Genomic DNA, 24,817 nt, shown 5'->3' on the forward strand with positions numbered 1-24,817 from the left:
CCCGGCCGCCGTGCTGAAGAAGGTCCGCGCCTACTACCCGTCCGGGAAGGGCGACCCCGAGTCCGAGGGGGAGCACGACATGCGTGCGCTGAGTGTGCTGTTCGAGTCCCAGCCCATCCCGCCGCGGTGCAGCACGCCAGGCCCTCTGTCATGCCCCGGAGGCCGAAGCGGGAGAGTCGGTGGACCTGCGCCTGCCCTTGCCGGGGCGGCGCGGGGTCGTCCTCAGCTCGCGTCCCCCCACACGGCTTGCAGGTCCTCGCACTGGACGGTGACCGTCGCGTCGGTGAGCGCGATCTCGTGCCGGCAGCCGCCGTTCTCGGTGGGAAGGATCTCGTCGAGGAGCACGGTGTCGACGCTCATCCAGTCGATCGAGTGTTCGTAGTCGATGGAAAAGTGCGTCACGCCCGAGTAGCTGATGCGCAGACCGGCATCGTGCTTGAACCGGTTGGGCGCGAAGTCCAGGACCAGCCCGCCGCTCTTGTCGGTGGCGAGATGGACTCCGGCCAGCTCCAGGTCCTTCACGCAGCGGCCGGCGCCCGCGAGGTCGTAGTGGCCGGGGTCGGTGGCGAAGGACGCGGCGCCCGGAGGCAGGTCGGCGCGCAGACGCGGCAGCTCGGCCAGATAGGCACTCGGGTCCACGTCGAACCCGCCGTCGTCCCAGACCGCCGTGACGTACTTCATTTGCAACCTTCCGCGGCGAGAGGCGGGCGCCTCCATTTTTCCCCTGTGATGTCCTCGGTCCCCTTGGGTTGGATGCGGCCGACCTTGCGCAGCTCGTAGATCATCCGGCCCTTGATCGCGTTCTCCACGCCTGGCGGCACCGAGACTTCCGAGGCTTTGATGCCGTGCTTATTGAACCAGCCCTGGCTGTTGTACAGCCCGACCTCACGCCCGGCCTTGTCGTAGACGTGGATCTCCACGTCCCTTCCCTTGTTGCCCACGGGGAAGATGTCGCGCCGGCCCGTGTAACCCTGGCCGAAGTCCAGGGGGTTCTTCGGTCCCGAGGGCCCCTTTCCGGCGAGACCGAGCGGATCGCTCCAGCTCAGCGGGTTCGGAACGTAGGCGTGGTGGTCGGGAGCGGGGACGAGACCCAGTGGATCGGCGCTGATGTACCGCGAGGTCTCCGGGTCGTAGTACCGGTGCAGGTTGTAGTGCAGGCCCGACTCCGGGTCGGCGTACTGGCCCGGAAAACGCAGCGGACAGTCCACCGGCGACGAGGTTCCCTCCGGCGCGGGGAAGCCGGTGCCCCACAGGCTGGTACGGCGCTGCCAGACCAGTTCTCCCGTCGTGGTGACCAGTTCCGTGGGCGTGCCCACCGCGTCGGTGACGATTGCGTGGAACCGGGCCTCTCGCTCCGGGTCCGACTCCTCCGCCAACTGCGCCAGGAACGACGTATGGGCGGCGGCCGTGGACGCTCTGTGGCTCGTCTGGGCGACCGGACGGGCACCGTCCGGCGCGTAGTCCCAGGTGGTGACCCAGCCGTCGGACGTGGTCCGCTCGGCCAGGCTCAGGTCGTCCCAGGCGTAGTCCGTACGGCCGGTCACCGTGCCGTCGTCGGCCACGCGCTGCTTGGAGAGCCGTCGGCCGAGCGGATCGTACGTGTATCGCCAGTGGTCGCCGTCCGGGGCGATCACATCCGTGAGACGGTCCTCGGCGTTCCACGCGTAACTCCACACGCGCGTCTGGCCGTTCAGGAGCTTGCGGGTCCTGCGGGTCAGGCGGCCTTCCGCGTCGTACTCGTACGAGGTGCGGCCCGCCGTGCGGACGAGCGTGCCGTCGAACCGGCGTGCACCGCCCGCCTCATGGTTCGGCGAGGTGGCGTGCACGAGGTTGCCCGCCGGATCGTACGCGTAGGTCTCGCTCCAGCCGTGGGCGCGGACGCCGGTGACCCGGCCCATGCCGTCCAGGTCGAAGCGGCGGGTGCCGGACGTCAGCTCCCGGATCTCGGTCACCTGACCGTCGGCCCGGTGGGCGTACGTCCGGTGCTGCAGGAGCCTGTCCTGGGTGGCTGTCAGGCTCTGCCCGGTCAGCAGCCCCGTCGCGCTCCAGCGCTGTGCCAGTGACACCTCCGCACCGAGGCTTCGTCGGGTCTCGCGACCGGCCGCGTCGTGGGCGAAGTCCAGCGCACCCGCGGACGACCGCAGGGCCAGCGGGCGGCCTGCCGGATCGTAGGTCCACTCCGAGGCCCACCCGGACGGGGTCACCCGTCGGATGCGGCGGCCGGCGGCATCGTGGGCATAGGTGGTCCTGCGGCCGTTGACGGTCTCCGACAGGACCCTGCCGAGCGCGTCCCGCTCGTAGACGACTTCGGCGTCCGCGTTCGCCGCACGGCACAGTTCGCCGTCGGCGCCGTAGGCGAACATCGTCACGGCGCCCGCCGCCGAGCGCTGCTCCACGACCCGCCCGAGCTGGTCCCTGGTGAAGCGCAGCGCTTCCCCGGCACCGTTGGTGCGGCCGGCCAGTCGCCCCTCGGCGTCGTGCGTGTAGGCGAGCGTGCGGCCGTTGAAGTCCGTCTCGGTGGTCGGCCGGCCTGCTTCGTCGTAGGTGTACGACCAGGTCAGGCCCTGCGGGTTCGTGACGGCCGTCAGACGCAACTCGGTGTCGTGGACGAACTCGTACCGCGCTCCGTCCGGGTCCGTGCGGGTGACCGGCACGCCGAAGTGGCCCGTCGTGTGGTGGGTGGTGTTGCCTGCGGGATCCGTGTGGGTGAGCAGGCCGCCCTCGGGATCCCAGGTCCAGGACTCCCGGCTGCCGTCGGGGTGTTCGCGCCAGGCGGGCTTGCCCTCCGTCGTCCACCCCAGCCGGGTGGTGTGGCCGAGGGGGTCGGTCACCTCGACGACCCGGCCGAAGGCGTCGCGGCGGACCGTGGTCGTGTGCCCCAGTTCGTCCGTCAGGGAGAGGGGCAGACCCGTCGCGTCGTACGTCGCCGTGCGGGTGTGGCCGAGGGCGTCGGTGATCGTCGTGGGCCTGCCGGCGTCGTCGTACGCGTAGCGGTTCTCGGCGCCGAGCGGGTCGACGGTCGTCAGCAGGTTGCCTCGCTCGTCGTACGTGTGCCGCCAGAGAGCGCCGCCCGGTTCGACGACCTCGGTCGGCAGGCCGAGAGCGTTGTACGCCGCCCGTGCCTCCGACCCGTCCGGCAGGACGAGTTCGGTGACATTGCCGGTGTCGTCGTAGGCGTACCGGGTGGTGTGGCCCGTCGGACCGGTGATCGCCACGGGCTGGAAGCCGTACTCGTCCCACTCGGTGAGGGTGACGTGACCGAGCGGGTCCGACTCCTCCACCACCAGGCCCTCGGCGTTGTACCGGTGGACCGAGGTGCGGCCCTGGGAGTCGGTGTACGTCGTCGTACGTGCCGCCTCGTCGTACGTGAGCGTCCCGGAGAGGATGCCGTCGACGCCTTCGGTGCGGACGACCCGGCCGCTGTCGTCGTAGACGTAGGAGAACCAGGTGCCGTTGCGGTCCGTCCAGCGGGTGACGCGGCCCTCCGTGTCGTAGGCGAAGCGCAGCGGCTCGCCGCTGGAGTTGATGACCTCGGTGAGGTTGCCGGAAGCGTCGTAGCCGTAGCGCATCACGACGGTACCCTCGTCGGGCTCGGCGTCCGGACGGTAGCGGGAGGGCGGCTCGTCCAGGAGGCGCAGGGCCGTGACGCGCGGGCCCCGGGTGTCGACGGCGACGTAGTACCCGCCGGAGTGGCGGAGGCCGAACGGGACTCCGTCGTCGTCGCGTTCGATGTCGATGCGGTTGCCGTTGCGGTCGGTCCAGGCGTCGAGGGCCAGGTGGAACACGCCGAAGGTGGGGGACGGGACCGGGGCGGCGAAGGTGCGGACCACCCCCGTCGCCGGATCCGTGACCGTCATCGCGCTGTCCGGCTTGCCGTCCCATTCCAACGGCCACCGGGCGCCCTTCACCGGCATCGCGGGTACGCCCGGCTCCGGCACCGGGTACACCAGGCGCATGCCGTCCGCCGCGGCGAAGACGACGCCCTCCCCGTCGATCTGGAGGCACTCGTCCAGAGGAGATGTCCAGGTCGGGCCGAAGCACACGCCCCCGCGGTACGAGGAGAGGTGGGTGCGGGTGAATTCCAGGGGCAGGCTGCCCGGCAGGGACAGGTCCGTCTGGGTCATCAGCATCGCACCGGTAGCCACGTCGATCGGCTCGCCCACGCAAGGGGTGCGTTCGGCGTTGCGCGCTGCCGGGCCCAGCTCGACCAGGTCGGGGCGGAGCGTCGGCGGACGCAGCAGCAACGGGGTGGTGTTGCTGAGCCCACCCTCCATGCTCGCCTTCAGCAGGCCGCCGCCCGCTCCGAGCGCGCCGCCGAAGATCATGCCGTCCTTGGCGGCCTGGTTGACCTCGTCCAGGCTGAAGCCGTGCTGCAGGCCGGTCGCCATCTTCAGCGGCTGGGCCACGGCGAGGTCGACAGCGACCGATTCGACCCCGCCGAACGCGGCGGCGACGAGGGTGCCCGCGGCGATCTCGGCCACCGTCGTGGTGACGGCGACGCCCATGGTGGCGCCGAACTCGATCACCGCGTCCGCCGCTGCCACGGCGGCCCCGGAGGCGAGGCCCGCGGTGAAGAAGGCCAGGGTCACCCCACCGGCGATCACCGCGGCGTCGATGCCGATCTGCGTCCAGAGTCTGTTGATGGCGTCGTCGATGGCGTCGGCGAACTTGTCGAGCGCGTTGGCCATCTCCCGTGAGGACTTGGCGAGGTCGCTCAGCCAGCCGCCGTCCTGGTCCTTGGCGTAGCGGCCCCAGAACTTGTCGAACGCCTCGATCGCCTCACCGGTGTTGTGGTGGATGATCGAGGAGGCGCTGCGGTGCACGGGGGAACGGACGTCGTCCACCGAATCGGCGAAGGCGTTCCAGGCCTTCGCCGCCGCGCGCAGTTTGCCGGAGTCGGCCTCGGGCCACCACATGCCCAGCTTCAAGAGAATGTGGCGGGCTGTGTCCTCAATGCTCACCGGTACCGTCGCTCTGCTTGTCGATCTTCACTTCGGTGAACATGCCGGCGATGAGCTGGTCGTTGTCCACGGTTCCGTCCGCCATGTCGACCATGGCCTCGTGAATGCTCGTCAGCCCGAGCACCAGGATGCCCGCCGCACTCTCGATCTTCTTCTGCTGCGGTTTGTAGGCGTTGCCGAACTTGTCGCCCTGCTCGTCATGGCCCCAGGGCTCACCCAGGCCGTCCAGAGTCTGGATGAGCGTGGTCAGCGCCTTGCTCAGATCGATGGCTCCCTGATGGAAGGCCGGTGCCGCCGCCTTGATGTCCGCGGTCTTGATGTCCAGCACCTTGCCGGGGACCTTGCCGTCACCCATCGCTGTCGTCTCCCCCGTTCGCAACTGCGGCTTCCGACCCTAGGGGAGACGGATCAAGGAAAGGTCATGACGAAGACATGCGCAGGTAATGCGCCGACGCGGAGGGGGGCGCATCGATGCCGGCGCGGACCAGTGTGCCGCACAACCCTCCATGGCCTCCGGATGTCACACAGGTGAACTCGTCGGCTTGGACATCTCGAACACCTTGGAGCCCCCGTGCGCAGACGGATACGGACGTACGCCACAGCTGCCGGCGTCGTCGCCGTGGTCATCGGGGGGACGGCCCTCCCGGCCTCGGCCGCCGTTCCCGCGCCGACCGCCGGGGACTTCAACGGTGACGGGTACGCGGACCTCGCCGTCGGGGTGCCCGACGGTGCCGTCGGCGGCAGGGCGAAGGCCGGTTACGTCAACATCGTCTGGGGCGGGCCGAAGGGGATCGGCGCCCACGGCAGCATCCGTGTCAGCCAGTCCACCCCCGAGGTGCCCGGCACCCCGGAGGCGGGCGACCGCTTCGGCGCGTCCGTCGCCCTGGTGGACCTGAACGGCAACGGCAGCGCGGAGCTCCTGGTCGGCGTCCCGGGTGAGGACATCACCGGCCGCGGCAAGGACGTGGGCATGGTCCTCGCGGTGGGCGGTGGCAGGAACGCCCCGGGCTCGGGGTCCGTCGTCCTCGACGGTCCGTCGGCGTCGGCGGCGTACGGGCTGTCGGTCACCGCGGCCGATCTCACCGGTGACGGCAACAAGGAGATCGTGATCGGCGGCAAGGACAAGGTCGTCGCCCGGGTCGCCCAGGGCGAGGACAGCATGGTCACCACCGTCGTCGCCGCCCCCATGGGCGGTCACGCCCCCATACTCGCCACCGGCGACTTCACCGGGGACGGCGCAGCGGACCTCGCGGTCGGGTACTGGACGAAGACCCCGTTCACCCAGTCGCACGTACGCCTGTGGGCCTGGGACGCGGCCGAGCAGGCCATGGCGAACACCTGGAACACCGACAACGCCGGCGTCTCCGCCCTCGCCGCGGGCAACTTCGACGGCGACGGTCATGACGACCTGGCCCTCGGCGAGTGCCGGGAGATCGCCGACGAGAACATCGACGACCCGTGCGGCCCGGAGGAACTGGCCAAGGGCGGCGGCGTCCACGTCCACTACGGCGACGCCGTGCCCGGCAACTTCGGACACCGCCGGCAGACCCTCAACCAGGACACGACCGGCGTGGCGGGCATCGCCGAGACCGGTGACCACTTCGGTGCCGCCCTCGCCGTCGCCGACGTCGACCACGACGGCCGCGACGACCTGATCGCCGGCGCGCCCGGCGAGGCGATCCGCACCCGTGCGGGCGCGGGCGCCGCGACCCTCCTGTTCGGCGGCCCGACCGGCCTCCTCGACGCCTCGGGCGGGGCACGCTCCGTCGGTCTCCAGCAGGACACTCCGCACGTGCCGGGGATCGCGGAGGCCGGCGACGCCTTCGGTACGGCCCTCGCCACCGGCGACTACGACCACGACGGCAGGCCGGACCTGGCGGTCGGCTCCCCCGGTGAGAACGCCGGTTCCGGCGGCGTGTGGCTGCTGCCCCGGGCGAGCGCCGACAGCGCCTCCGCCTTCACGCCCGCCAAGCTGCGCCTGCCCTCCCCGAAGAGCGCGCTCGCGTACGGCAGACACCTCGGCGGCCGGTAACCGCCACACCGCTCGAAGGGCCCGGTGCGCACGTCGCACCGGGCCCTTCGCCGTGTCCGCGCAGGCCGGACGCCGGAACGGACTAGTCCGTTCCGGCGCGCGGGCCGCTGTTACTCACTTTCAGGTGACGCCTGCCGGAGAGGCGGAGCGGCCGACGGGTGCCGCACGCCACGCGGGCCAGTGACGGCGCGGAAACTTTCCTGACAAAAGTTCATTTTCTCTTGTTGCACTCATACATGGACGTTGCAGCGGAGAGTCACAGAAATATGTTGAACCCGTAATGGCACGCACATCTCCCCCACAAGCCGGGCGCCCGCCTTGCAGAGTGTGAGTGCGCGGCCAGCCGGCCGCCGATCGCACCACGCACCACCGCCGACCTGCGGCGTTTCTACGCCCGTGGGTTGGCAAGGGGGGTGCCATGGACTCCTGTAGGGGGATCCTCGTGACCGTTTCCGCATCCGTGCGTCGTATGACCGCTGTCGCAGCCGTGGCGGCCGCGGCCGTCGGGGCCGTGGCCCTGCCGGCATCGGCCGCCGACCACCACCCGGGCCGCCCGCACCACAGCGAGGTCTACATCAGCGGCGTGCAGTACGACGCGCCGGGACGCGACGCCCGCTTCAACCGCAACCTGAACAAGGAGTGGGTGGACATCAGCAACGGCTCGCGCCGCGCGGTCAACCTCGACGGCTGGACCCTGGCGGACGAGGACGGGCACACCTACACCTTCCACCACTACCGGCTGGCCGGCCGCTCCACCGTCCGCGTCCACACCGGCTTCGGTCGCGACAGCCGCACCGACGTGTTCCAGGACCGGCGCAAGTCCGTCTGGGACCGCTCCGACACGGCGACCCTGCGCAACGACCACGGCCGCTTCGTCGACGACGCCTCCTGGGGCCGCCACCACCGGGGTCACCACTGACCGTCCCTGTCCCCGCACCGGTGAACGCTGAGACGCGTTCCCGGTGACCGGCGGGGCGTGGCACTCTCCCGGGCGAGTGCCACGCCCCGCCGCACGCGTGTGCCGGGAGCCGCCCTCGGGGAGAGAGGCGTGCACCATGTCGGCGCATTCGGATGACGTGGGGCATGAAACGGCGAAGGACCTTGCGCCTGCAGGAATCGGACTGGCTGTGCGGAAACCGTCCCGCACCGTCCGAGGGAGCACACGACGCAGCGTCGCGTCCTGATGTACGTCTCCCCCGCCATATCCGTCGTCGTCGCCGGCACCGTGCTGGCCACCGCGTCGCCCGCCTCCGCGCAGACCACGGTGCCGTGCAGTACCACGGCCCTGGTCGCCGCCGTCGCCAATCCCGGCGCCGGTCCCGTCCTGGAGCTGACACCGGGGTGCCGGTACGTCCTGACCTCGTCGCTCCAGGTCAACCGGCCTCTGACCATCCACGGCAACACGCCCGCCAACTGCGCCCCGACGGTGGTAGCCGGCTGCCGCAACTGACTGCCTGCGCGCGTCCGTCCCACGCCGCTCCGGGCGACACGGGCCCACGGCATCCGAACCGGTCGGAACCGTGGGCCCGTTCGTCCCGGTCGCCGCGTCTCAGACGGTGGCCTCCGGCCGGGCCCCGTTCAGGTAGTGCACGGTGGTCCGGCCGGCGTGCGGGGCGAGGAGGCTCTGGAGTTCGTCCGCCGCGACCTCGAGGAGGTCGCCGTCCCGGCCGGCGTGGAGGGTTTCGAGTACGAAGGTGACGTGCGCGGAGTCCTCCGTGACGCGGGTGCGGTGGGCGTCGCGGTGGTTCCAGTGGCGGGTGAGGACGCCGGTGGTGTCGGCGTAGACGACCTCGCCGGGCTTGGGGGTCTCCACGGTGCCGGGCTCGCCGAGCGGGGTGAAGGACTCGGTCCCGTCCGCGTACCGGATCTCGACGTCACCGGTGACCCGGTCGAGGTCGAAGGCGCCGGCGGGCAGGCCGTGGCGTACGGAGACGGTGTTGTAGGAGTCGACGGCCGGGTTGATGCGCGGCATGGCGCCCTTCTTGGCGAGGCGGCGGCCGAGCGCGTCCACGCTGGGGCGGACGCGTCGGGGGTTGGTGCCGAAGGAGCGGTAGGCGGTGTGCCAGGCCTCGATGCGCGGGTCGGTCTCGTCGGCAGGCTGCCAGGAGCCGTCGGCGAGCCGCTGCTCCAGTTCGTCCAGGGCGGTGGCGGTGTGCGGCCAGGGTTCGTGTCCGCGCAGGCCGGTGGCCGTGACGAGGGCGATGAGAGCGTCGGGGAAGGCCGCCGCGACGGCGGGGGCGATGCGGAAGGCGGGCATGGGCGGGATTCCGTTTCCTGCGTCGGTACGGACGGGCGGGCGGCCGTGAAGGGGCGAGCCCAGCGCGAGTCGAGGGTCAGGGCTGCCACGGGCCCATGCGGTCCAGGCGGTTGCGCTGGTGGCGGGCCGTGGCCGGGTCCAGGCCCTCGGCCCGGGCGGTGAGCCGGTCGGCGACCGCCGTGCGGTGTTCCACGGGCTTGTGGTCGTCGTACTTGAACTTGGCCCGTACCTCGGCGACTTCCAGGCGCAGGCCGCGGATGCCGGACAGCATGCGGCCGTACGGCGGCCGGTCCACGGCGACGGGGGCGTGGCCGCCGTCCGGCTGGAAGTGGGCGAGCTGGCGGCGCAGCAACTCGGCCTTGGCCTCGGGGGCGTCGACGATGCCGGCGCGGCAGACGAACTGGACGGCCGTGTAGTAGCTGGTGGGGACGCCGTCGTGGGGCGGCGTGCCGGCCGGGGCGCGCCAGGGGCCGGGGATGAAGGCGTAGTCACCCGTCACGGTGAGGACGACGTTCGGGTCGTGCTCGATCGCGTGCCAGACGGGGTTGGGCCGGGCGAGGTGGACCAGGAGGTCGCGTCCGTCGCGCGCGAAGTGGGTGGGGACGGCGGCGGGCGGCTGTCCGGGCAGGCCGTTGACGACGAGCAGTCCGAAGTCGTGGCCTTCGGCGATCCAGCTCTGCCACTCGGCGTCGTCGAGGGCGGCATCCCAGGGGTGGATCAGCATGCCGTGCTCCTTCGTGGTGGTCAGGTCAGGGCGAGCAGGCCGACGGCGACGGCGGCGGTGCCGAGTCCGGCGAGCTGGCCGCGGTGGATGCGCTCGGCGAGCACGCCGCGGGCGAGGAGGACCGTGCCCGCCGGGTACAGGGCGGTGATCACGGCGACGACGGTGAGGTCCCCGCTGCGGGCGGCGAACAGGAACAGCAGGTTGGCGACGGAGTCCAGGACGCCGGCCGCCGCCGACATCGCGTGGGCGGGCCGCTCCGGGCCCAGCCGGCGGCGCATGAGCCCCGCCGCGGCCAGGGTGACGGCCGAGGAGACCGCCCGGCCCACGATCAGGGGCTCTGCCGGGGCCGCCGGAGCGCACGGCCTCCCTCGTGTCATGTCCCGGCTAGATCAGGACGACCAGCCGTTTACCTCTCCTTTGTCAACACATGGTGATCTGACGGACGTTGAACGCCGCATCCGCACGTCGGACGCCTCAAGGAGACGTATCCATGCCCAGACCCACCCGCCGTCACCTCACGGTCGCCACCGCCCTCGTCGCCGCGACCACGGCCGCCGTGGCCGTCACGTCCGCCGCCGGTGCGTTCGACAACGCACAGCAGGCCAAGGCCGCGATCAAGGACGGCAAGGCGAAGAACGTCATCCTGCTCATCGGTGACGGCATGGGCGACTCGGAGATCACCCTCGCCCGCGACTACACGGTCGGCGCCAACGGCCGCCTGAACATGGACAAGTTCCCGCTCACCGGCGCCTACACCACCTACGCGGTGCACGCCGACGGCACCCCGGACTACGTCACCGACTCCGCCGCCAGCGGCACCGGCTGGGCCACCGGCGTGAAGACGGTCAACGGCCGCATCTCCAAGACGCCCGGCACCGACAAGGCCGTCCCGACCCTGCTGGAGCTGGCCCAGAAGAAGGGCTACGCCACCGGCAGCGTCACCACCGCCGAACTCACCGACGCCACCCCGGCCGTGCTCGCCTCCCACGCCACCGACCGCTCCTGCCAGGGCCCGGCCGACATGGCCAAATGCCCCACCGACACGATCGCGGCCGGCGGCCCCGGCTCCATCGCCGAGCAGTCCGTCAAGCACAAGGTCGACGTCCTCATCGGCGGCGGCAAGCAGCGCTTCGACCAGAAGGTCACCGACGGCAAGTACAAGGGCCTCACGGTCACCGAGCAGGCGAAGAAGCTCGGCTACCAGGTCGTCACCGACAAGGCGGGCCTGAAGGGCGTGAAGAACGGCAAGCCGGTGCTCGGCCTGCTCGCCTCCGGCAACGTCCCGGTGGAGTGGACCGGCAAGGCCGCGGCCGTCGGCGGCACGGACCCGCAGCGGTGCGTGACCTCCAACCCGAACCGCCCCTCGACGACCCCGAGCCTCGCGGACTCCGCCACCAAGGCGATCCAGCTGCTGGAGGCCAAGCAGCAGCGGACCCACTCCAAGCAGGGCTTCTTCCTGCAGATCGAGGGTGCCTCGATCGACAAGCAGGACCACGCCGCCGACCCCTGCGGCCAGATCGGCGAGACCGCGGCCTTCGACCGCGCGGTGAAGGTCGCCCGCGCCTACGCGGCCAAGCACCCCGACACCCTGGTCGTCACCACCGCCGACCACGCCCACACCAGCCAGATCGTCCCGCTGGAGGCCACCCCGCCCGGCCTGTCCTCCACGCTCGTCACCGACGAGGGTCAGCAGCTGAAGGTCAACTACTCGACCAACACCCCGGGTCAGTCCCAGGAGCACACCGGAACCCAGGTCCGCATCGCCGCCCAGGGCCCGCAGGCGTACCGCGTCCTCGGTGTCACCAACCAGACCGACCTCTTCGCCACGATCCGCGAGGCGCTGCGCCTGCGCTGATCCCGCGAGCGGGCGGCGGGACGGCCGCCACCGTTCCCCACCCGCTCCCCTCGCACATCGCACGTCGCACGTCGCACATCGCGAAAGAGCGTGTCGCCCGGCGGCGGCACGCTCTTTCGCGCGCCCGTCCCGCCGGCGCTCTCACGGCCTGCCGCCCCTACCGCGGCCGGCCGCCCCGACCAGGGCGCAGACGACCGCGGTCGCGGCGAGACTGCCCAGCATGACCAGTCCCACGCCGATCACGTAGAGGCCGCTGGAGTCGTCCGACCAGTCGTAGTACGCGGCGCCGGTCAGTCCGGCCGTGGTGCCGAGCACGGCGCCCGCGGCGCCGTGCCGGGAAGCCGCCCAGTACACGGCCGGCAGCAGGGTCAGCAGCAGCCCGATCACCTGCCACGCCGCGTACGGGCCGCTCTCCGTGCCGTCGGGCCGTACATCGCGGTGCTGGTCCCAGCCCAGCCAGGCCGCCCACATCGCGAGCGCGGCGACGGCCGGCACGAGGAACGACAGCAGGGGGAACAGGGGGTTGCGGAGTCCTTGGGTCATGGCACCAGGCTCCCGGCGGAAGCGGTCGGCGGGCAGAGTGCGCGTACTCAGCTCGACCCGAGTACCCGCACTACGCCGGCGGTGGGGCCGTCGGGGACACCGGGCGTTCGAAGAAGGTGTCCAGGACCACGGTCGCCCGGGTCGCGCCGACACCGTCGATGGCGTAGACGCGGCGCAGGACGTCCTGGAGGTGGCCGGTGCTGGCCGCCCGCACCTTGAGCAGCACGGCCGCGCTGCCCGCGACGACGTGCGCCTCCAGGATCTCGGGGAGCGCGGCGAAGCTCTCACCGGAGTCACCCAGCCAGGCCGTCGAGTCGACCGTGACGTAGGCCAGGACCCCGGCCCCGACCGCCGCCGGGTCCACCTCGGCCGCCGTACGCCGGATCGCTCCGCGCTCCCGCAGTTTGCGCACCCGGTCGTGGGCGGCGCCGGCGGAGAGGCCGACGGCCTGTCCCAGGGCCGCGTAGGACTGGGTGGCGTCCTGCTGGAGGCGGGCCAGCAGAGCGCGGTCGATGTGATCCATCGCACCCCATTCGGCAGAATCCTGCGATAACCGTACCCAGTCTAGGGATCTAGGCTTTCACCTGTAGGTGATTCGATTCGCCTGCGCGGTTTGTGGAGTCGCTGAGTCATGGTGGAGTCATGAGCGAAGTCCCGTTGAACTTCTGGTCGATCTATCAGCACGGCTTCGCGCGCGTCGCCGCGTGCACGGGCCACACCGTCATCGCCGACCCGCACGCCAACGCCGAGGCGGTCCTGCGCCAGGCGCGCGAGTGCGCGCAGGACGGCGTCGCGGTCGCCGTCTTCCCCGAGCTGGGGCTGTGCGGCTACTCCATCGAGGACCTGCTGCTCCAGGACGCGCTGCTGGACGAGGTCGAGCAGGCGGTCCAAGCCGTGGTCGAGGGGTCGGCGGAGCTGCTGCCGGTCCTGGTCGTCGGCGCCCCGCTGCGTCACCGCAACCGGATCTACAACTGCGCGCTCGTCGTGCACCGCGGCCGGGTCCTCGGCGTCGTACCGAAGTCCTACCCGCCCAACTATCGCGAGTTCTACGAGCGTCGGCAGATCGCCGGGGGCGACGACGAGCGCGGCGGGACGATCCGGATCGCCGGCGAGGCCGTCCCGTTCGGCGTGGACCTGCTCTTCGAGGCCGCGGACGTCCCCGGTCTGGTGCTGCACGCCGAGGTCTGCGAGGACATGTGGGTCCCGGTGCCGCCGAGCGCCGAGGCCGCCCTGGCGGGGGCGACCGTCCTCGCCAACCTCTCCGGCAGCCCGATCACCGTCGGCCGGGCCGAGGACCGCAAGCTGCTGTGCCGTTCGGCGTCCTCGCGCTGCCTGGCCGCCTACGTGTACGCGGCGGCCGGGCTGGGCGAGTCGACCACCGACCTGTCGTGGGACGGGCAGACCCTGATCTACGAGAACGGGATGCTGCTGGCCGAGTCGGACCGCTTCGCGGTCGGCGACCAGTACGCGGTGGCCGACGTGGACCTCGACCTGCTGCGGCAGGAGCGGATGCGGATGGGCACCTTCGACGACAACCGCCGTACCCACGGCGCGCGGACCGGGGACTTCCGCCGGGTGTCGTTCGAACTCGCCCCGCCCTCCACCGATCTGGGCCTGCGCCGCCGCGTCGAGCGGTTCCCGTTCGTGCCCGCCGACCCCGACCGGCTCGCCCTGGACTGCTACGAGGCGTACAACATCCAGGTCGCCGGGCTCCAGCAGCGGCTGGCCGCGATCGGCGGCCCGAAGGTGGTCATCGGGGTGTCCGGCGGCCTCGACTCCACGCACGCGCTGATCGTCGCCGCCCGGGCGATGGACCGCGCGGGCCGCCCCCGCAGCGACATCCTCGCCTTCACCCTGCCCGGCTTCGCCACCAGCGACCACACCAAGGACAACGCGCACCGGCTGATGCGGGCGCTCGGTGTCACCGCGGCCGAACTGGACATCACGCCGACCGCACGGCTGATGCTGGAGGAGATGGGCCACCCGTTCGCCTCCGGCGAGCCGGTGTACGACGTCACGTTCGAGAACGTGCAGGCCGGCCTGCGCACCGACTACCTGTTCCGGCTGGCCAACCAGCGCGGCGGCATCGTGCTCGGCACCGGCGACCTGTCGGAGCTGGCGCTCGGCTGGTCGACGTACGGCGTCGGCGACCAGATGAGCCACTACAACGTCAACTCCGGTGTGCCGAAGACGCTCATCCAGCACCTGATCCGCTGGGTCATCAGCAGCGGCCAGTTCGACGAGGAGACCGGCGCGGTCCTCGCCGCGATCCTGGACACGGAGATCAGCCCCGAGCTGGTGCCCGGCGAGGAGATGCAGTCCACCGAGTCGAAGATCGGCCCCTACGCGCTGCACGACTTCACCCTCTTCCAGGTGCTCCGCTACGGCTTCCGGCCCTCGAAGATCGCCTTCCTGGCCTGGCACGCCTGGCACGACCCGGCGAGCGGCGCCTGGCCGCCCGGCTTCCCCGAGGCCAAGCGCGTCGCGTACGACCTGGCGGACATCCGGCACTGGCTGGAGGTCTTCTGCCGCCGCTTCTTCGCGTTCGCCCAGTTCAAGCGCTCGGCCATGCCGAACGGGCCGAAGGTCTCGGCGGGCGGTTCCCTCTCGCCGCGCGGCGACTGGCGGGCCCCGTCCGACGGCAACGCCCGGGCCTGGCTGCGCGAACTCGAACGCTTCGACTTCGAGAGCGCGGCAGCGGGACGCTAGCCGGGTGGCCGGGCCCGCGCACTCCGGGCGGGCCCGGCCACCCGAAGCGCGGCCGTCGCGGGCTCAGTTGTTCCAGGTCTCGTCGTACGGGTCGGGCGGCACCGGGACCGGTTTCGCCGACGTGACCTTCAGATACGGGACGGGACCGTTGTTGACGGGGTCCCGGGCCAGCCGGGGGGTGTAGGTGCCCGTGACCTCCAGCCAGGCGTCCGGGCGGAGCACCGGTGGCAGGGCGCCGGTCAGGGCGATCTTCACCGGCTGGGCGTCCGCCGCACAGCAGTTCAGGGCCATGCGGACCAGATAGGGCGCGCCCGAGTGGTCCAGGGCGAGGAAGCCGGTGACCCGGACCGGACGGCCGTGCAGGGAACGGCCGTGGTCGTAGGCCGCCCGGGAGGCGTAGTCGACCACGGAGAGCGGGGCCGGGTCGGCGGCGGGCAGCCGGCCGTAGGCGTACGGCTTCTGCAGCGCCGTACCGGAGCGCAGGGCGCTGTAGGAGCCGAGGGCCGGCGGGGCGACCAGGATCAGCGCGAGCAGGGGCAGCAACAGCAGCCAGGAGACACGCGGTTCGGGGTGGGCGTGCGCGGCGGACGGCCGCGCACCGGCCGGCCTGCCGCGTCTGCGCTCGTACAGGGCCGTCGCCAGCGCCGCCGCGATCAGGACGGCGCCCGAGGCCAGCAGCATCGGGCGCAGACCGGCCTTCACGTAGCGCAGGTACAGGTCGGTGGTGCCGGCGTGCAGCAGCGCGGCGCCGAGCAGGAACAGTACGGCCGCCTGGGACTGACGGTTCACAGCAGCACCGCCCCGGTCACCACGGCACCCACGACGGCCAGCGCGAACGTGGCGGGGGCGAAGCGCAGCGCGAAACCCCGGCCGAAGGTGCCGGCCTGCATCGCGAACAGCTTCAGGTCGATCATCGGGCCCACCACCAGGAACACCAGCTTGGCCGTCGGGGAGAACTGGGTGAGGGAGGCGGCGACGAACGCGTCCGCCTCCGAGCAGATGGAGAGCAGTACGGCCAGGACGGCCAGGGCCAGTACGGAGACCAGTGGATCGCCGGCCGCCGTCCGCAGCCAGGTCGCCGGGACCACCGCCTTCAGCGTGGCGGCGGCCATCGCGCCCAGCACCAGGAATCCGCCGGCGTGCATGATGTCGTGCCGGACCGAGTTCCAGAACGTCTCCCCCCTGGTCGCGCCCTCGTGCGCGCCGTGGGCCGGCGTACGCAGCCAGTCCGTGCGGCCCAGCCGTTGCCACAACCAGCCCATCGCGCACGCCACCAGCAGGCTCGCCAGGAACCGTGCGAGCACCATCTCCGGGTTCCGGGGGAAGGCGACGGCCGTGGCGGTCAGCACGATCGGGTTGATCGCGGGCGCCGAGAGCAGGAAGGCGAGGGCGGCGGCGGGGGTCACGCCCCGGCGCACCAGGGCGCCCGCCACCGGCACGGACGCGCACTCGCAGCCCGGCAGCACCGCCCCGGCGACCCCGGCCACCGGGACCGCCAGGGCGGGCCGGCGCGGGAGGGCACGCGCGAAGAAGGACGGGGGGACGAACACCGCGATCGCCGCCGAGAGCAGGACGCCGAGGACCAGGAAGGGCAGCGCCTGGACGGTGACCGCCACGAACACCGTCATCCAGCTCTGCATCAGCGGAGTGCCGAGGAAGCCGCGGATCGGGGACTGCGCGAGCACCGCGAGGACCAGCGTCAGGGTCAGCACCAACGGCGAGTTGAGCCGCCGCCCCTCGGCCGGCCGGTCGCCGGAAGGGTGCGCCGGGTGCCGTGTGTCGGCGCCGGGCGGGGCGTCTTCGGTGATGGCCATGGGCAAAAACCTCCGGCTGGTGCTCTCCCTCCCCCTCGGTACGCGGGCTCCGCCACGGGTGTTCAGACCGTTGCTGGAACCACGCTTCTCCTTGGGGCACTCTTTTCCGTTGTGGCGAGCGTTCCGTATCAAGGGGGGCCGGGGGCCCCGCCGGCGCACATGGTGGTGTGCGGCGACGACGGGCTCGCGCACCGGCTGGCGGCCGAGTTGCGCGGAGTCTACGGCGAGCAGGTCACCCTCGTGGTCCCACCGAACGAGCGGACGGTCAGACCCCCCGTCGTCGGCCGGGCCCGGGCCGCTTCCGCGACGCTGCTCGACCGGATGGTCAGCGCGGCGGTCGGCTCCGTCGGCCGCGGCGGCATCGGGAACACCGCGGCCGCGGGCGGCCCTTCGGGCGGGCGCCCGGACGGCGACCGGGTCCTGGAGGCGTTCGAGGCCGACGAGGCGGTGCTCGCCGAGGCCGGAGTGGAACGCGCGGCCGCCCTGGCCCTCGTGTACGACGACGACGAGACCAACATCCGGGCGGCGCTGACCGCCCGCCGGCTCAATCCCCGGCTCCGGCTGGTCCTGCGGCTGTACAACCGGCGGCTCGGCCAGCACATCGAGGAACTCCTCGACCAGGCCGCCACGTTGGCCTGCGACGGCGACCCGGAGGCGAGCGCGGACGCCGCCACGACCGTGCTGTCCGACGCCGACACCGCCGCGCCCGCGCTGGCCGCCACCGCCCTCGTCGGCACCAGCAAGGTCGTGCAGACCGAGGGGCTGCTGCTGCGGGCCGTGGAACGGCCGCCGCCCGACGGCGCGACGGTCGCCGGTGCCGGGCTGTGCACCCTCGCGCTGCTCTCCACGCCCGGCACGGACCCGGCCGCGGACGGCTCCGCGGGCAGCGGCCCCCGGGGGAACGGCGAACAGGAGCCGAGGCTGCTGCCCGACGACGAGGAGGTACGGCGGGCCGCCGGGCGGGCCGCCGTGGTGCTGGAGCAACTGTCCTCCGCGGGTGGACAGGAGGCGGCCGCACCCGGCCGCGGTGCGGGCGGCGTACTCCCGCTCGCCTCGTTGTTCTCCCGCCGGCTGCGCTGGTCACTGGCCGGGATGGTGGCGTGCGTGGTGGCGCTCGCCGTCGGCCTCTCCCTGGTGACGGGGATCCACCCGCTGCGGGCGTTCTACCTGACGCTGCTCGACATGTTCGCGATCGACGACCCGGCCATCGGGCAGTCCCTCGGTCGGCAGATCCTCCAACTCCTCTCCGGACTGGTCGGTTTGCTGATGCTGCCGGTGCTGCTGGCGGCCGTCCTGGAGGCGCTGGGCACCTTCCGCACCGCCTCCGCGCTGCGTCGCCCTCCCCGCGGCCTGGGCGGGCACGTGGTGCTGCTCGGGCTGGGGAAGATCGGCACCCGGGTGCTGACCCGGCTGCGCGAACTCGGCGTCCCCGTGGTCTGCGTGGAGGCCGACCCAGACGCGCGCGGCCTCGCCACCGCCCGCCGGCTGCGGGTGCCGGTGGTCCTCGGGGACGTCACCCAGGAGGGGGTCCTGGAGGCCGCGAAGATCCACCGGGCGCACGCCCTGCTCGCGGTGACCAGCGCCGACACCACCAACCTGGAGGCCGTCCTCGCCGCCCGGACCGTCCGGCCCGACCTGCGGGTGGTGCTGCGGCTGTACGACGACGACTTCGCCACCGCCGTGTACCGGACCCTGCGCGCCGCCTATCCGCAGGCGCTGACCCGGAGCCGGAGCGTCACCCATCTCGCCGCGCCCGCGTTCGCCGGTGCGATGCTCGGGCGGCAGGTGCTGGGGGCGATCCCCGTCGAGCGGCGGGTGCTGCTGTTCGCCGCCGTCGACGTGGACGGGCACCCACGGCTGGAGGGGCGTACCGTGCGGGACGCCTTCCACGCCGGGTCCTGGCGGGTGCTCGCCCTGTCGGGCCGCACCGACACGGCGCCCGATCACGTGCTGGTGAAGGGCGACCGGGTGGTCGTCGCCGCCACGCGCCGCGGGCTGGCGGAACTGCGGTGACCGTCCGGGGGGCGCCCCCGGACCACCGGCCCCCGCCCGCCCCGCAGCCCCGCGGCCGACGGCCGGAAAGGCGCTCTACGCCGGCAGGTGTCTCGCCGCGTACTCCATCTCCAGTCTCACCTGCTTGATCCGTTCCTCCACCACCAGCGAGCCGTGCCCCGCGTCGTAGCGGTACACCTCGTGCGGGGCGCCGCGCGACTCCAGGCGCTTGACGTAGTTGTCGATCTGGCGGATCGGGCAGCGGGGGTCGTTGACCCCGGCCGAGATGTAGACCGGAGCCTTGACCTGGTCGACGTAGGTCAGCGGGGACGAGGCCGCGAACCGCCCGGGGACCTCCTCCGGAGTACCGCCCAGCAGGGTGCGGTCCATGGCCTTCAGGGACTCCATCTCGTCGTGGTACGCCGTGACGTAGTCCGCGACCGGAACGACCGCGATGCCCACCGACCACGCCTCCGGCTGGGTGCCGAGGCCGAGCAGGGTGAGGTAGCCGCCCCAGGAGGCGCCGGTGAGGACGAGGCGCTCGGGATCGGCGAGTCCGGAGGAGACCGCCCACTCGCGCACCGCGGCCACGTCCTCCAGCTCGATCAGGCCCACCCGGTGCTTGAGGGCGTCCGTCCAGGCGCGGCCGTAGCCCGTGGAACCGCGGTAGTTGATGCGGACCACCGCGTAGCCCTGGTCGACCCAGGCGGCCGGGCCCGCGGCGAAGGAGTCGCTGTCGTGCCAGGTGGGGCCGCCGTGCAGGTCGAACACCGTGGGCAGCGGGCCGGTGGCACCGGCCGGCTTCTGCACCAGGGCGTGGATACGGCCGCCCGGACCCTCCACCCACGCGTCCTCCACCGGCACCGACGGCGGGCAGGTCATGCCGGGCGGGTCCAGCACGACACGGCCGGTCGTCGAGCGCACCGCCGGCGGCTCGGCTGCCGACGACCACAGGTACTCCACGCTGCCGTCGGGGCGGGCCGTCGCACCGGAGACCGTGCCGGGCGGGGTGGGGACACGGGTGAGCTCTCCGGCCGCGAGGTCGTACCGGAACAGCTCGCTGCGCGCCTCGAAGCTGTGCGCGATGAGAAGGGCGGAGCCGTCCGGGAACCATTCGGCGCTCACGTCACCGGGCAGGTCCAGAGCGAGGTCCGTCTCCAGACCGGTCGCCACGTCCCACACCAGCGGCTCCCAGCGGCCCCGGCGCTGATGGCCGATGAGCAGCCGGGTGTCGCCGTCCACGGGGGCGAAGCCCAGCACCTCCAGGCCCAGCTCCTCGGTGCCGCCCTCGGTGTCGTCGAGCTCGGCGACCGCCGAGCCGTCCGGGCGCAGTACGCGCAGCGCCGCGTGCATGGCGTCGCCGTGCTCGGTGTGCTCGATGGCGATCAGGGAGCCGTCGTGGGAGAGGTCGCCGACGCCCGCGGACTCCCGGTGCCGGTAGATCTCGACCGTGTCCTCGCCCTCCCGGGCGAGGTGGACGGTCGTCCCCTCCTCGTCCGTGGAGCGGCCGACGACCGCCGTGCGGCCGTCGCGGGCCAGGGCCAGACCGGCCGGGTAGGAGGCGTCGAGGCCGGGGACGCCGGGCTCGTCCGGGCCGCCGGCGAAGGGCTGGCGGCGCCAGACACCGAACTCGTCGCCGTCCTTGTCGTCGAACCACCAGATCCAGGCGCCGTCCGGGGAGAGCACGCCGTCCGTCGTGCCGTTCGGCCGGTCCGTCGCCTGCCGTTGCTCGCCCGTGGCGCGGTCCCAGGCGTACAGCTCGTACGTCCCCGTCGCGTTCGACACGAACAGGGAGCGGTCGGGCGCGTCCTCCGCCCAGTCGGGCAGCGAGACCCGCGGCGCGCGGAAGCGCCTCTCCCAGTCCGGCATGCCCGGTGCGTCCGGCGTCCTGCTCTCACTCATGGCCCCAGTCATGCGCCCATAGTGCCTGGTTGCGCCGACAATTGGGTGGTGGGTGTGCGCAGCCTGTGGATAACTTTCCGACCATGAGCGCACAGACCGCCTCCGCGTCCCTCCCCGAGGGCTGGCGCGAGGACAACCGGGCCATGTGGGACGAGCGGGTGCCCGTCCACGTCGCCGGGAAGTACTACGACCTCGCCGGCTTCCGGGCCCGCCCGGACGTGCTGCGGGACTTCGAGACCGCCGAGGTCGGGGACGTCACCGGAAAGACCCTCCTGCACCTGCAGTGCCACATCGGCACCGACACCCTCTCCTGGGCGCACCGCGGCGCCGCCCGCGTCGTCGGCCTCGACTTCTCCGTCCCGGCCGTCGAGGCGGCCCGCGCCCTCGCCGCCGGCCTCGGCCACGGCCCGGAGCGCGCCGCCTTCGTCACCGGCGACGTGTACGAGGCCGCCGCCGCGGTCCCCGAGCCGTCGTACGACATCGTCTACACGGGGCTCGGCGCGCTGTGCTGGCTGCCCGACCTGAGGCGCTGGGCCGAGACCGCGGCCGCGCTCGTGGCACCCGGCGGCTTCCTCTACCTCGCCGAGTTCCACCCGGTCACCGAGATGCTGGACGACACGACCGGCACCCGGATCGTGCGCGACTACTTCTCCCGGGACGCCCAGGTGTACGACCTGCCCGGCACCTACGCCGACCCGGACGCCGTCACCGTCCACAACCGCAGCGTCGAGTGGCAGCACACCCTCGGCGACGTCGTCTCCGCGCTCGCCGCGACCGGCCTGCGCATCGAGTTCCTCCACGAGCACGACGTCTCGCTCTTCCCGCGCTTCGAGAACTTCGAGATCCGCGACGGCTACCACCGCTTCCCGGCGGACCACCCGCGCGTCCCGCTCATCTATTCGCTGAAGGCCACCAAGGGCTGACCCGCGGGCGGGGCACCGGCGCGGGCGCCGTACCGTGGAGGGCGTGTACCGGTTTCTGCTGACACCCCGCTGGTGGGGCATCAACGTCTTCGTGCTGCTCGCCATCCCGTTCTGCGTGTTCATGGGGTCCTGGCAGCTGAGCCGGTTCGAGGGGCGGGTGCAGGACCACCGCACGGCGACCGAGCAGGCCACCGCCGGCCGGCACACGGCCGCACGGCCGCTGACGCGGCTGCTGCCCGTCGACCAGAGCACCTCGGGGCAGCGGGTCACCGCGAGCGGCCGGTACGGCAAGCAGCTCCTCGTGCCCGGACGGGAGCTGGACGGCAAGCGCGGCTTCTACGTCCTCACCCTGCTGCGCACCGACTCGGGCAAGGCGCTGCCGGTGGTGCGGGGCTGGCTGCCCGGCACGGCGGACGCGGCGAAGGCCCCCGCCCCGCCCACGGGCGAGGTCACGGTCACCGGGTCGCTGCAGGCCTCCGAGACCCCGGGGGACAACGGGGTCAGCGCCGAGGGCGGGCTGCCCGCCGGGCAGACGGCGGCGATCAGCTCCGCGTCACTGGTGAACCTGGTGCCCTACCGGCTGTACGACGCCTGGGTCACGCTGGAGCGGGGCGACTCGGGGATGAAGGCCGTGCCCGCGAGCGCGCCCGCCGGGACCGGGCTGGACCTGAAGGCGTTCCAGAACCTCGGTTACACCGGGGAGTGGTTCGTCTTCGCCGGCTTCGTGGTGTTCATGTGGTTCCGGCTGCTGCGGCGGGAGATCGAGTTCCAGCGGGACGCCGCGCTGGGCCTGGTACCGGAGGAGCCGGAGCGGGCGGCCGTCGTCGGCGGCTGAGCGGTGCCCGCCCGCGGCCGGGGATCCACCGCCGTCCCGGCGGAGCCCTACGCCCCTGCCAGCACCCCCGTGTAGATCACCGTGCCGGCACACGCGTTGGGGATGACCGTGGAGGCCGCGGGGGAGCCGCCCTGGGCCGTGTGCGTGAGCAGGATGCTGCCGTCGGCCGTGCCGCCGTCCTCGGTGAACAGCTGGGTGGTCGTACCGGACGACGTGCTGCCGGTGTCCGTGCCGCCGGAGGCGCTCGTCTCGCCGGTGGGCGTCGGGTCGGGCGAGGGGCCGCCGCTGTCCGAGCCGCCGGTGCTGCCGCCGGTGGTGGGGCAGGTCTCCGACGGCACGAAGGCGAACTTCTCCTCGTACGCCGAACCCGGCTGGAGCACCAGTGCCGGGACCTCCAGCGAGGGGTCGGGCAGGCTGGTCGCCGCGTCCCCGGCCACATGCCGGGCCGCGCTGATCTTGGCCGGGTCCGCGGCGTTCTGGGCCGACGGGGTGATGCTGCCCGCGCCGCCGACGGTGCAGGCCGTGGCGGAGACGTTGGTGACCCGGAAGGTGCCGTAGACGATGCCCGCGGAGTCCGGCGCGTCGGCCGTCCCGGTGGCGGAGCCCAGCTGGGACGCCGTGCACAGCGGCGTGCCCGTGGCGAGGGTCGCGGAGGGGTTGACGTCGCCGGTGGAACCGCCGGGAGCGCCGCCCTTGTCGTCCTTCCTGCCGGGCTTGCCGCTCGCCTCGGGCTTGACGCTGGCGCTGCCCTCGTCGTGCTTCCCGGGCGTGTGACCGCCCTTGGTCCTGCCCTGCCCGGTGCCGCCCTGGGCCTGGGAGCTCTGCCCGGCCATGGCCGTGTTGGGGTCGGAGCCACCGGAGTGGGAGACGTGCACGAGCGCGGGGATCGCGGTGCCGAAGAACAGGGCGGCCGCGGCCATGCCGACGGCGGCCTGCCGCTTGCGGGCACGCCGCGCCGGCACCGCCCGGCGCAGATGCTCCAGGGTGCCGTTGCCCGGCTCGATGTCACCGACCGCGGAGTGCAGCATCCGGCGCAGGGCCAACTCGTCCTGATCGAGCCCGTCGAGATCCGGGTCGAGCCCGTCGAGGTCCGGTCCGGGCCCCTCGGGGCCCTTCGCGTCGGGGCCGTGGTTCACAGTTCCGTTCCCAGCGTGCGATTGCTTGTGCCCGTACCCATGCTGTTCCGCCGGCTCGTGCCGGGCGCGGGGCTCATGACGTTCGTGCGGGTGATGGGCCTCGGCATCGCCCCGTGGGCGCCCCCGCTCATGCCGGTGTCTCCATGGCCACCCGCAGCGCGGCGATGCCCCGCGACCCGTACGCCTTCACCGACCCCAGCGAGATGCCGAGGCTCTCGGCGACCTGGGCCTCGGTCATGTCCGCGAAGTAGCGCAGCACGAGGACCTCGCGCTGGCGGCGCTGGAGCCCCTTCATCGCCTTGATGAGGTCCCGCCGCTCCAGCTGGTCGTAGGCCCCCTCCTCGGCGCTCGCCATGTCGGGCATCGGCTTGGAGAGGAGCTTGAGGCCGAGTATGCGGCGGCGCAGCGTCGACCGGGAGAGGTTGACGACCGTCTGCCGCAGGTAGGCGAGGGTCTTCTCGGGGTCACGGACGCGCTTGCGCGCCGAGTGCACCCGGATGAAGGCCTCCTGGACGACGTCCTCGCAGGAGGCGGTGTCGTCGAGGAGGAGCGCGGCGAGGCCCAGCAGCGAGCGGTAGTGGGCCCGGTACGTCTCCGTGAGATGGTCGACGGTCGTGCCGGCGGCCTCGGCCGCCTCGGTCGCCGGGGAGTCCTCGACGCCGTCACGCTGACTGGGTATGCGGGCGGGCCGCGCTGCGGGCATGGGCGCGATCACCGGCATGCCGCCGGGCGTACGGGGCCGGAGCGCCGCACGGGGCGGCCGCAGTGCCGTGCCGCGGGCCGCTGGAAGTTCGAGTACCTCTGCCACGCCAGTTGGACACGTTTCCCCCCGCAAGGGTTGTACGTGCCGGACGTCACATGTGCGACAACCGGCGATGCCTCAAGTGCCGTCATGCGTCCCGCTCTCCCGCTGTGTCCATGTTGAACGGGCGTCCCCACGCCCCGATCGCAGCGTCCCCACGCCTGGATCGTCACCGTCCTCAGGTCCCGCAAGGGTGACCGGAAAGACGCTCCCCGCCCTGCACGCGGTTGCGTGGGGCGGGGAGGAAATCCTCTGTCGTCGCACGGCCCGGTTCAAGTGGTCCGGACCATACTCCTCAACACACCTCTTACGGAGATCCTATAAATGGACCC

General features: G+C 72.5%; 20 protein-coding genes and 1 pseudogene. 8 read left to right on the forward strand and 13 right to left on the reverse strand.

The window, feature by feature from the left end; all coding sequences use genetic code 11:
• Nucleotides 1-222: 222 nt before the first annotated feature.
• The 3 genes from BLW57_RS18950 to BLW57_RS18960 are packed head-to-tail and all read right to left on the reverse strand — an operon-like array spanning nucleotide 223 to nucleotide 5,316.
• Nucleotides 223-681, reverse strand: coding sequence for a hypothetical protein (locus BLW57_RS18950; RefSeq protein ID WP_093476001.1), 459 nt, complete (start codon nucleotides 679-681; stop codon nucleotides 223-225).
• Complete coding sequence (locus tag BLW57_RS18955; RefSeq protein WP_093476003.1) at nucleotides 678-4,916, reverse strand: DUF6531 domain-containing protein; 4,239 nt, start codon at nucleotides 4,914-4,916, stop codon at nucleotides 678-680. Before BLW57_RS18955 ends, BLW57_RS18950 begins: the two co-directional genes overlap by 4 nt.
• A 34-nt stretch (nucleotides 4,917-4,950) precedes the next feature.
• Nucleotides 4,951-5,316, reverse strand: a complete 366-nt coding sequence (locus BLW57_RS18960) for a hypothetical protein (RefSeq protein ID WP_073887779.1) — start codon at nucleotides 5,314-5,316, stop codon at nucleotides 4,951-4,953.
• A 216-nt stretch (nucleotides 5,317-5,532) separates the two neighbouring features.
• On the opposite strand from BLW57_RS18960, the gene BLW57_RS18965 reads away from it, so the two are divergent.
• The 3 genes from BLW57_RS18965 (at nucleotide 5,533) to BLW57_RS18975 (ending at nucleotide 8,443) form a co-directional block, all read left to right on the forward strand.
• Nucleotides 5,533-6,993 carry an FG-GAP-like repeat-containing protein gene (locus BLW57_RS18965; RefSeq protein ID WP_093476004.1) on the forward strand — a complete coding sequence of 487 codons (1,461 nt, stop codon included), beginning with the start codon at nucleotides 5,533-5,535 and terminating at the stop codon, nucleotides 6,991-6,993.
• Nucleotides 6,994-7,462: 469 nt separating this feature from the next.
• The gene (locus BLW57_RS18970) at nucleotides 7,463-7,912 is read left to right on the forward strand and encodes a lamin tail domain-containing protein (RefSeq protein WP_256339524.1); all 450 of its coding nucleotides are present in this window, start codon (nucleotides 7,463-7,465) and stop codon (nucleotides 7,910-7,912) included.
• A 264-nt stretch (nucleotides 7,913-8,176) separates the two neighbouring features.
• The gene (locus BLW57_RS18975) at nucleotides 8,177-8,443 is read left to right on the forward strand and encodes a hypothetical protein (RefSeq protein ID WP_093476007.1); all 267 of its coding nucleotides are present in this window, start codon (nucleotides 8,177-8,179) and stop codon (nucleotides 8,441-8,443) included.
• Between the two features lie 99 nt (nucleotides 8,444-8,542).
• Here BLW57_RS18975 and BLW57_RS18980 read toward each other — a convergent pair whose 3' ends face one another.
• The 3 genes and pseudogenes from BLW57_RS18980 to BLW57_RS18990 form a co-directional block, all read right to left on the reverse strand.
• Nucleotides 8,543-9,250 (reverse strand): B3/B4 domain-containing protein, encoded by a 708-nt coding sequence (locus BLW57_RS18980; RefSeq protein WP_093476009.1) that lies wholly within the window; start codon nucleotides 9,248-9,250, stop codon nucleotides 8,543-8,545.
• Nucleotides 9,251-9,326: 76 nt separating this feature from the next.
• Nucleotides 9,327-9,974 carry an FMN-binding negative transcriptional regulator gene (locus BLW57_RS18985; protein ID WP_093476010.1) on the reverse strand — a complete coding sequence of 216 codons (648 nt, stop codon included), beginning with the start codon at nucleotides 9,972-9,974 and terminating at the stop codon, nucleotides 9,327-9,329.
• Between the two features lie 20 nt (nucleotides 9,975-9,994).
• A pseudogene (locus BLW57_RS18990) lies at nucleotides 9,995-10,309 on the reverse strand (EamA family transporter); the annotation flags it as partial.
• 155 nt (nucleotides 10,310-10,464) lie between these two features.
• On the opposite strand from BLW57_RS18990, the gene BLW57_RS18995 reads away from it, so the two are divergent.
• Complete coding sequence (locus BLW57_RS18995) at nucleotides 10,465-11,829, forward strand: alkaline phosphatase (RefSeq protein ID WP_093476012.1); 1,365 nt, start codon at nucleotides 10,465-10,467, stop codon at nucleotides 11,827-11,829.
• Nucleotides 11,830-11,970: 141 nt separating this feature from the next.
• Here the strand turns inward: BLW57_RS18995 and BLW57_RS19000 are convergent, their stop codons facing one another.
• Nucleotides 11,971-12,372 (reverse strand): hypothetical protein, encoded by a 402-nt coding sequence (locus tag BLW57_RS19000; RefSeq protein ID WP_093476013.1) that lies wholly within the window; start codon nucleotides 12,370-12,372, stop codon nucleotides 11,971-11,973.
• A 70-nt stretch (nucleotides 12,373-12,442) separates the two neighbouring features.
• On the reverse strand, nucleotides 12,443-12,895 hold the full coding sequence (locus BLW57_RS19005) for an Lrp/AsnC family transcriptional regulator (RefSeq protein ID WP_093476015.1): 453 nt from the start codon (nucleotides 12,893-12,895) through the stop codon (nucleotides 12,443-12,445).
• 119 nt (nucleotides 12,896-13,014) lie between these two features.
• Between BLW57_RS19005 and BLW57_RS19010 the strand changes: the two genes are divergently transcribed.
• Nucleotides 13,015-15,081: an NAD(+) synthase gene (locus BLW57_RS19010; RefSeq protein WP_176985646.1), complete on the forward strand. Its 2,067-nt coding sequence runs from the start codon at nucleotides 13,015-13,017 to the stop codon at nucleotides 15,079-15,081.
• Nucleotides 15,082-15,144: 63 nt separating this feature from the next.
• Here the strand turns inward: BLW57_RS19010 and BLW57_RS19015 are convergent, their stop codons facing one another.
• The gene (locus BLW57_RS19015) at nucleotides 15,145-15,870 is read right to left on the reverse strand and encodes a TIGR03943 family putative permease subunit (RefSeq protein ID WP_093476018.1); all 726 of its coding nucleotides are present in this window, start codon (nucleotides 15,868-15,870) and stop codon (nucleotides 15,145-15,147) included.
• Nucleotides 15,867-16,895 carry a permease gene (locus tag BLW57_RS19020; RefSeq protein ID WP_093476020.1) on the reverse strand — a complete coding sequence of 343 codons (1,029 nt, stop codon included), beginning with the start codon at nucleotides 16,893-16,895 and terminating at the stop codon, nucleotides 15,867-15,869. Before BLW57_RS19020 ends, BLW57_RS19015 begins: the two co-directional genes overlap by 4 nt.
• Before the next feature lie 159 nt (nucleotides 16,896-17,054).
• Between BLW57_RS19020 and BLW57_RS19025 the strand changes: the two genes are divergently transcribed.
• A complete protein-coding gene (locus BLW57_RS19025) occupies nucleotides 17,055-18,908 on the forward strand; it encodes an NAD-binding protein (protein WP_093476021.1) in 1,854 nt (617 codons plus the stop codon).
• 75 nt (nucleotides 18,909-18,983) lie between these two features.
• Here BLW57_RS19025 and BLW57_RS19030 read toward each other — a convergent pair whose 3' ends face one another.
• The gene (locus BLW57_RS19030) at nucleotides 18,984-20,789 is read right to left on the reverse strand and encodes a S9 family peptidase (RefSeq protein ID WP_093476023.1); all 1,806 of its coding nucleotides are present in this window, start codon (nucleotides 20,787-20,789) and stop codon (nucleotides 18,984-18,986) included.
• An 83-nt stretch (nucleotides 20,790-20,872) separates the two neighbouring features.
• Between BLW57_RS19030 and BLW57_RS19035 the strand changes: the two genes are divergently transcribed.
• Nucleotides 20,873-21,712 carry a class I SAM-dependent methyltransferase gene (locus BLW57_RS19035; protein WP_256339525.1) on the forward strand — a complete coding sequence of 280 codons (840 nt, stop codon included), beginning with the start codon at nucleotides 20,873-20,875 and terminating at the stop codon, nucleotides 21,710-21,712.
• A 43-nt stretch (nucleotides 21,713-21,755) separates the two neighbouring features.
• Nucleotides 21,756-22,547 carry an SURF1 family protein gene (locus BLW57_RS19040; RefSeq protein WP_176985647.1) on the forward strand — a complete coding sequence of 264 codons (792 nt, stop codon included), beginning with the start codon at nucleotides 21,756-21,758 and terminating at the stop codon, nucleotides 22,545-22,547.
• Nucleotides 22,548-22,594: 47 nt separating this feature from the next.
• On the opposite strand, the gene BLW57_RS19045 is transcribed toward BLW57_RS19040, so the two are convergent.
• Nucleotides 22,595-23,683, reverse strand: coding sequence for a hypothetical protein (locus BLW57_RS19045; RefSeq protein ID WP_093476026.1), 1,089 nt, complete (start codon nucleotides 23,681-23,683; stop codon nucleotides 22,595-22,597).
• Between the two features lie 127 nt (nucleotides 23,684-23,810).
• The gene (locus BLW57_RS19050; protein ID WP_093476027.1) at nucleotides 23,811-24,491 is read right to left on the reverse strand and encodes a SigE family RNA polymerase sigma factor; all 681 of its coding nucleotides are present in this window, start codon (nucleotides 24,489-24,491) and stop codon (nucleotides 23,811-23,813) included.
• Nucleotides 24,492-24,817 lie beyond the last annotated feature (326 nt).

This window comes from Streptomyces sp. 1222.5 (genome assembly GCF_900105245.1).
Lineage (GTDB): Bacteria > Actinomycetota > Actinomycetes > Streptomycetales > Streptomycetaceae > Streptomyces > Streptomyces albidocamelliae.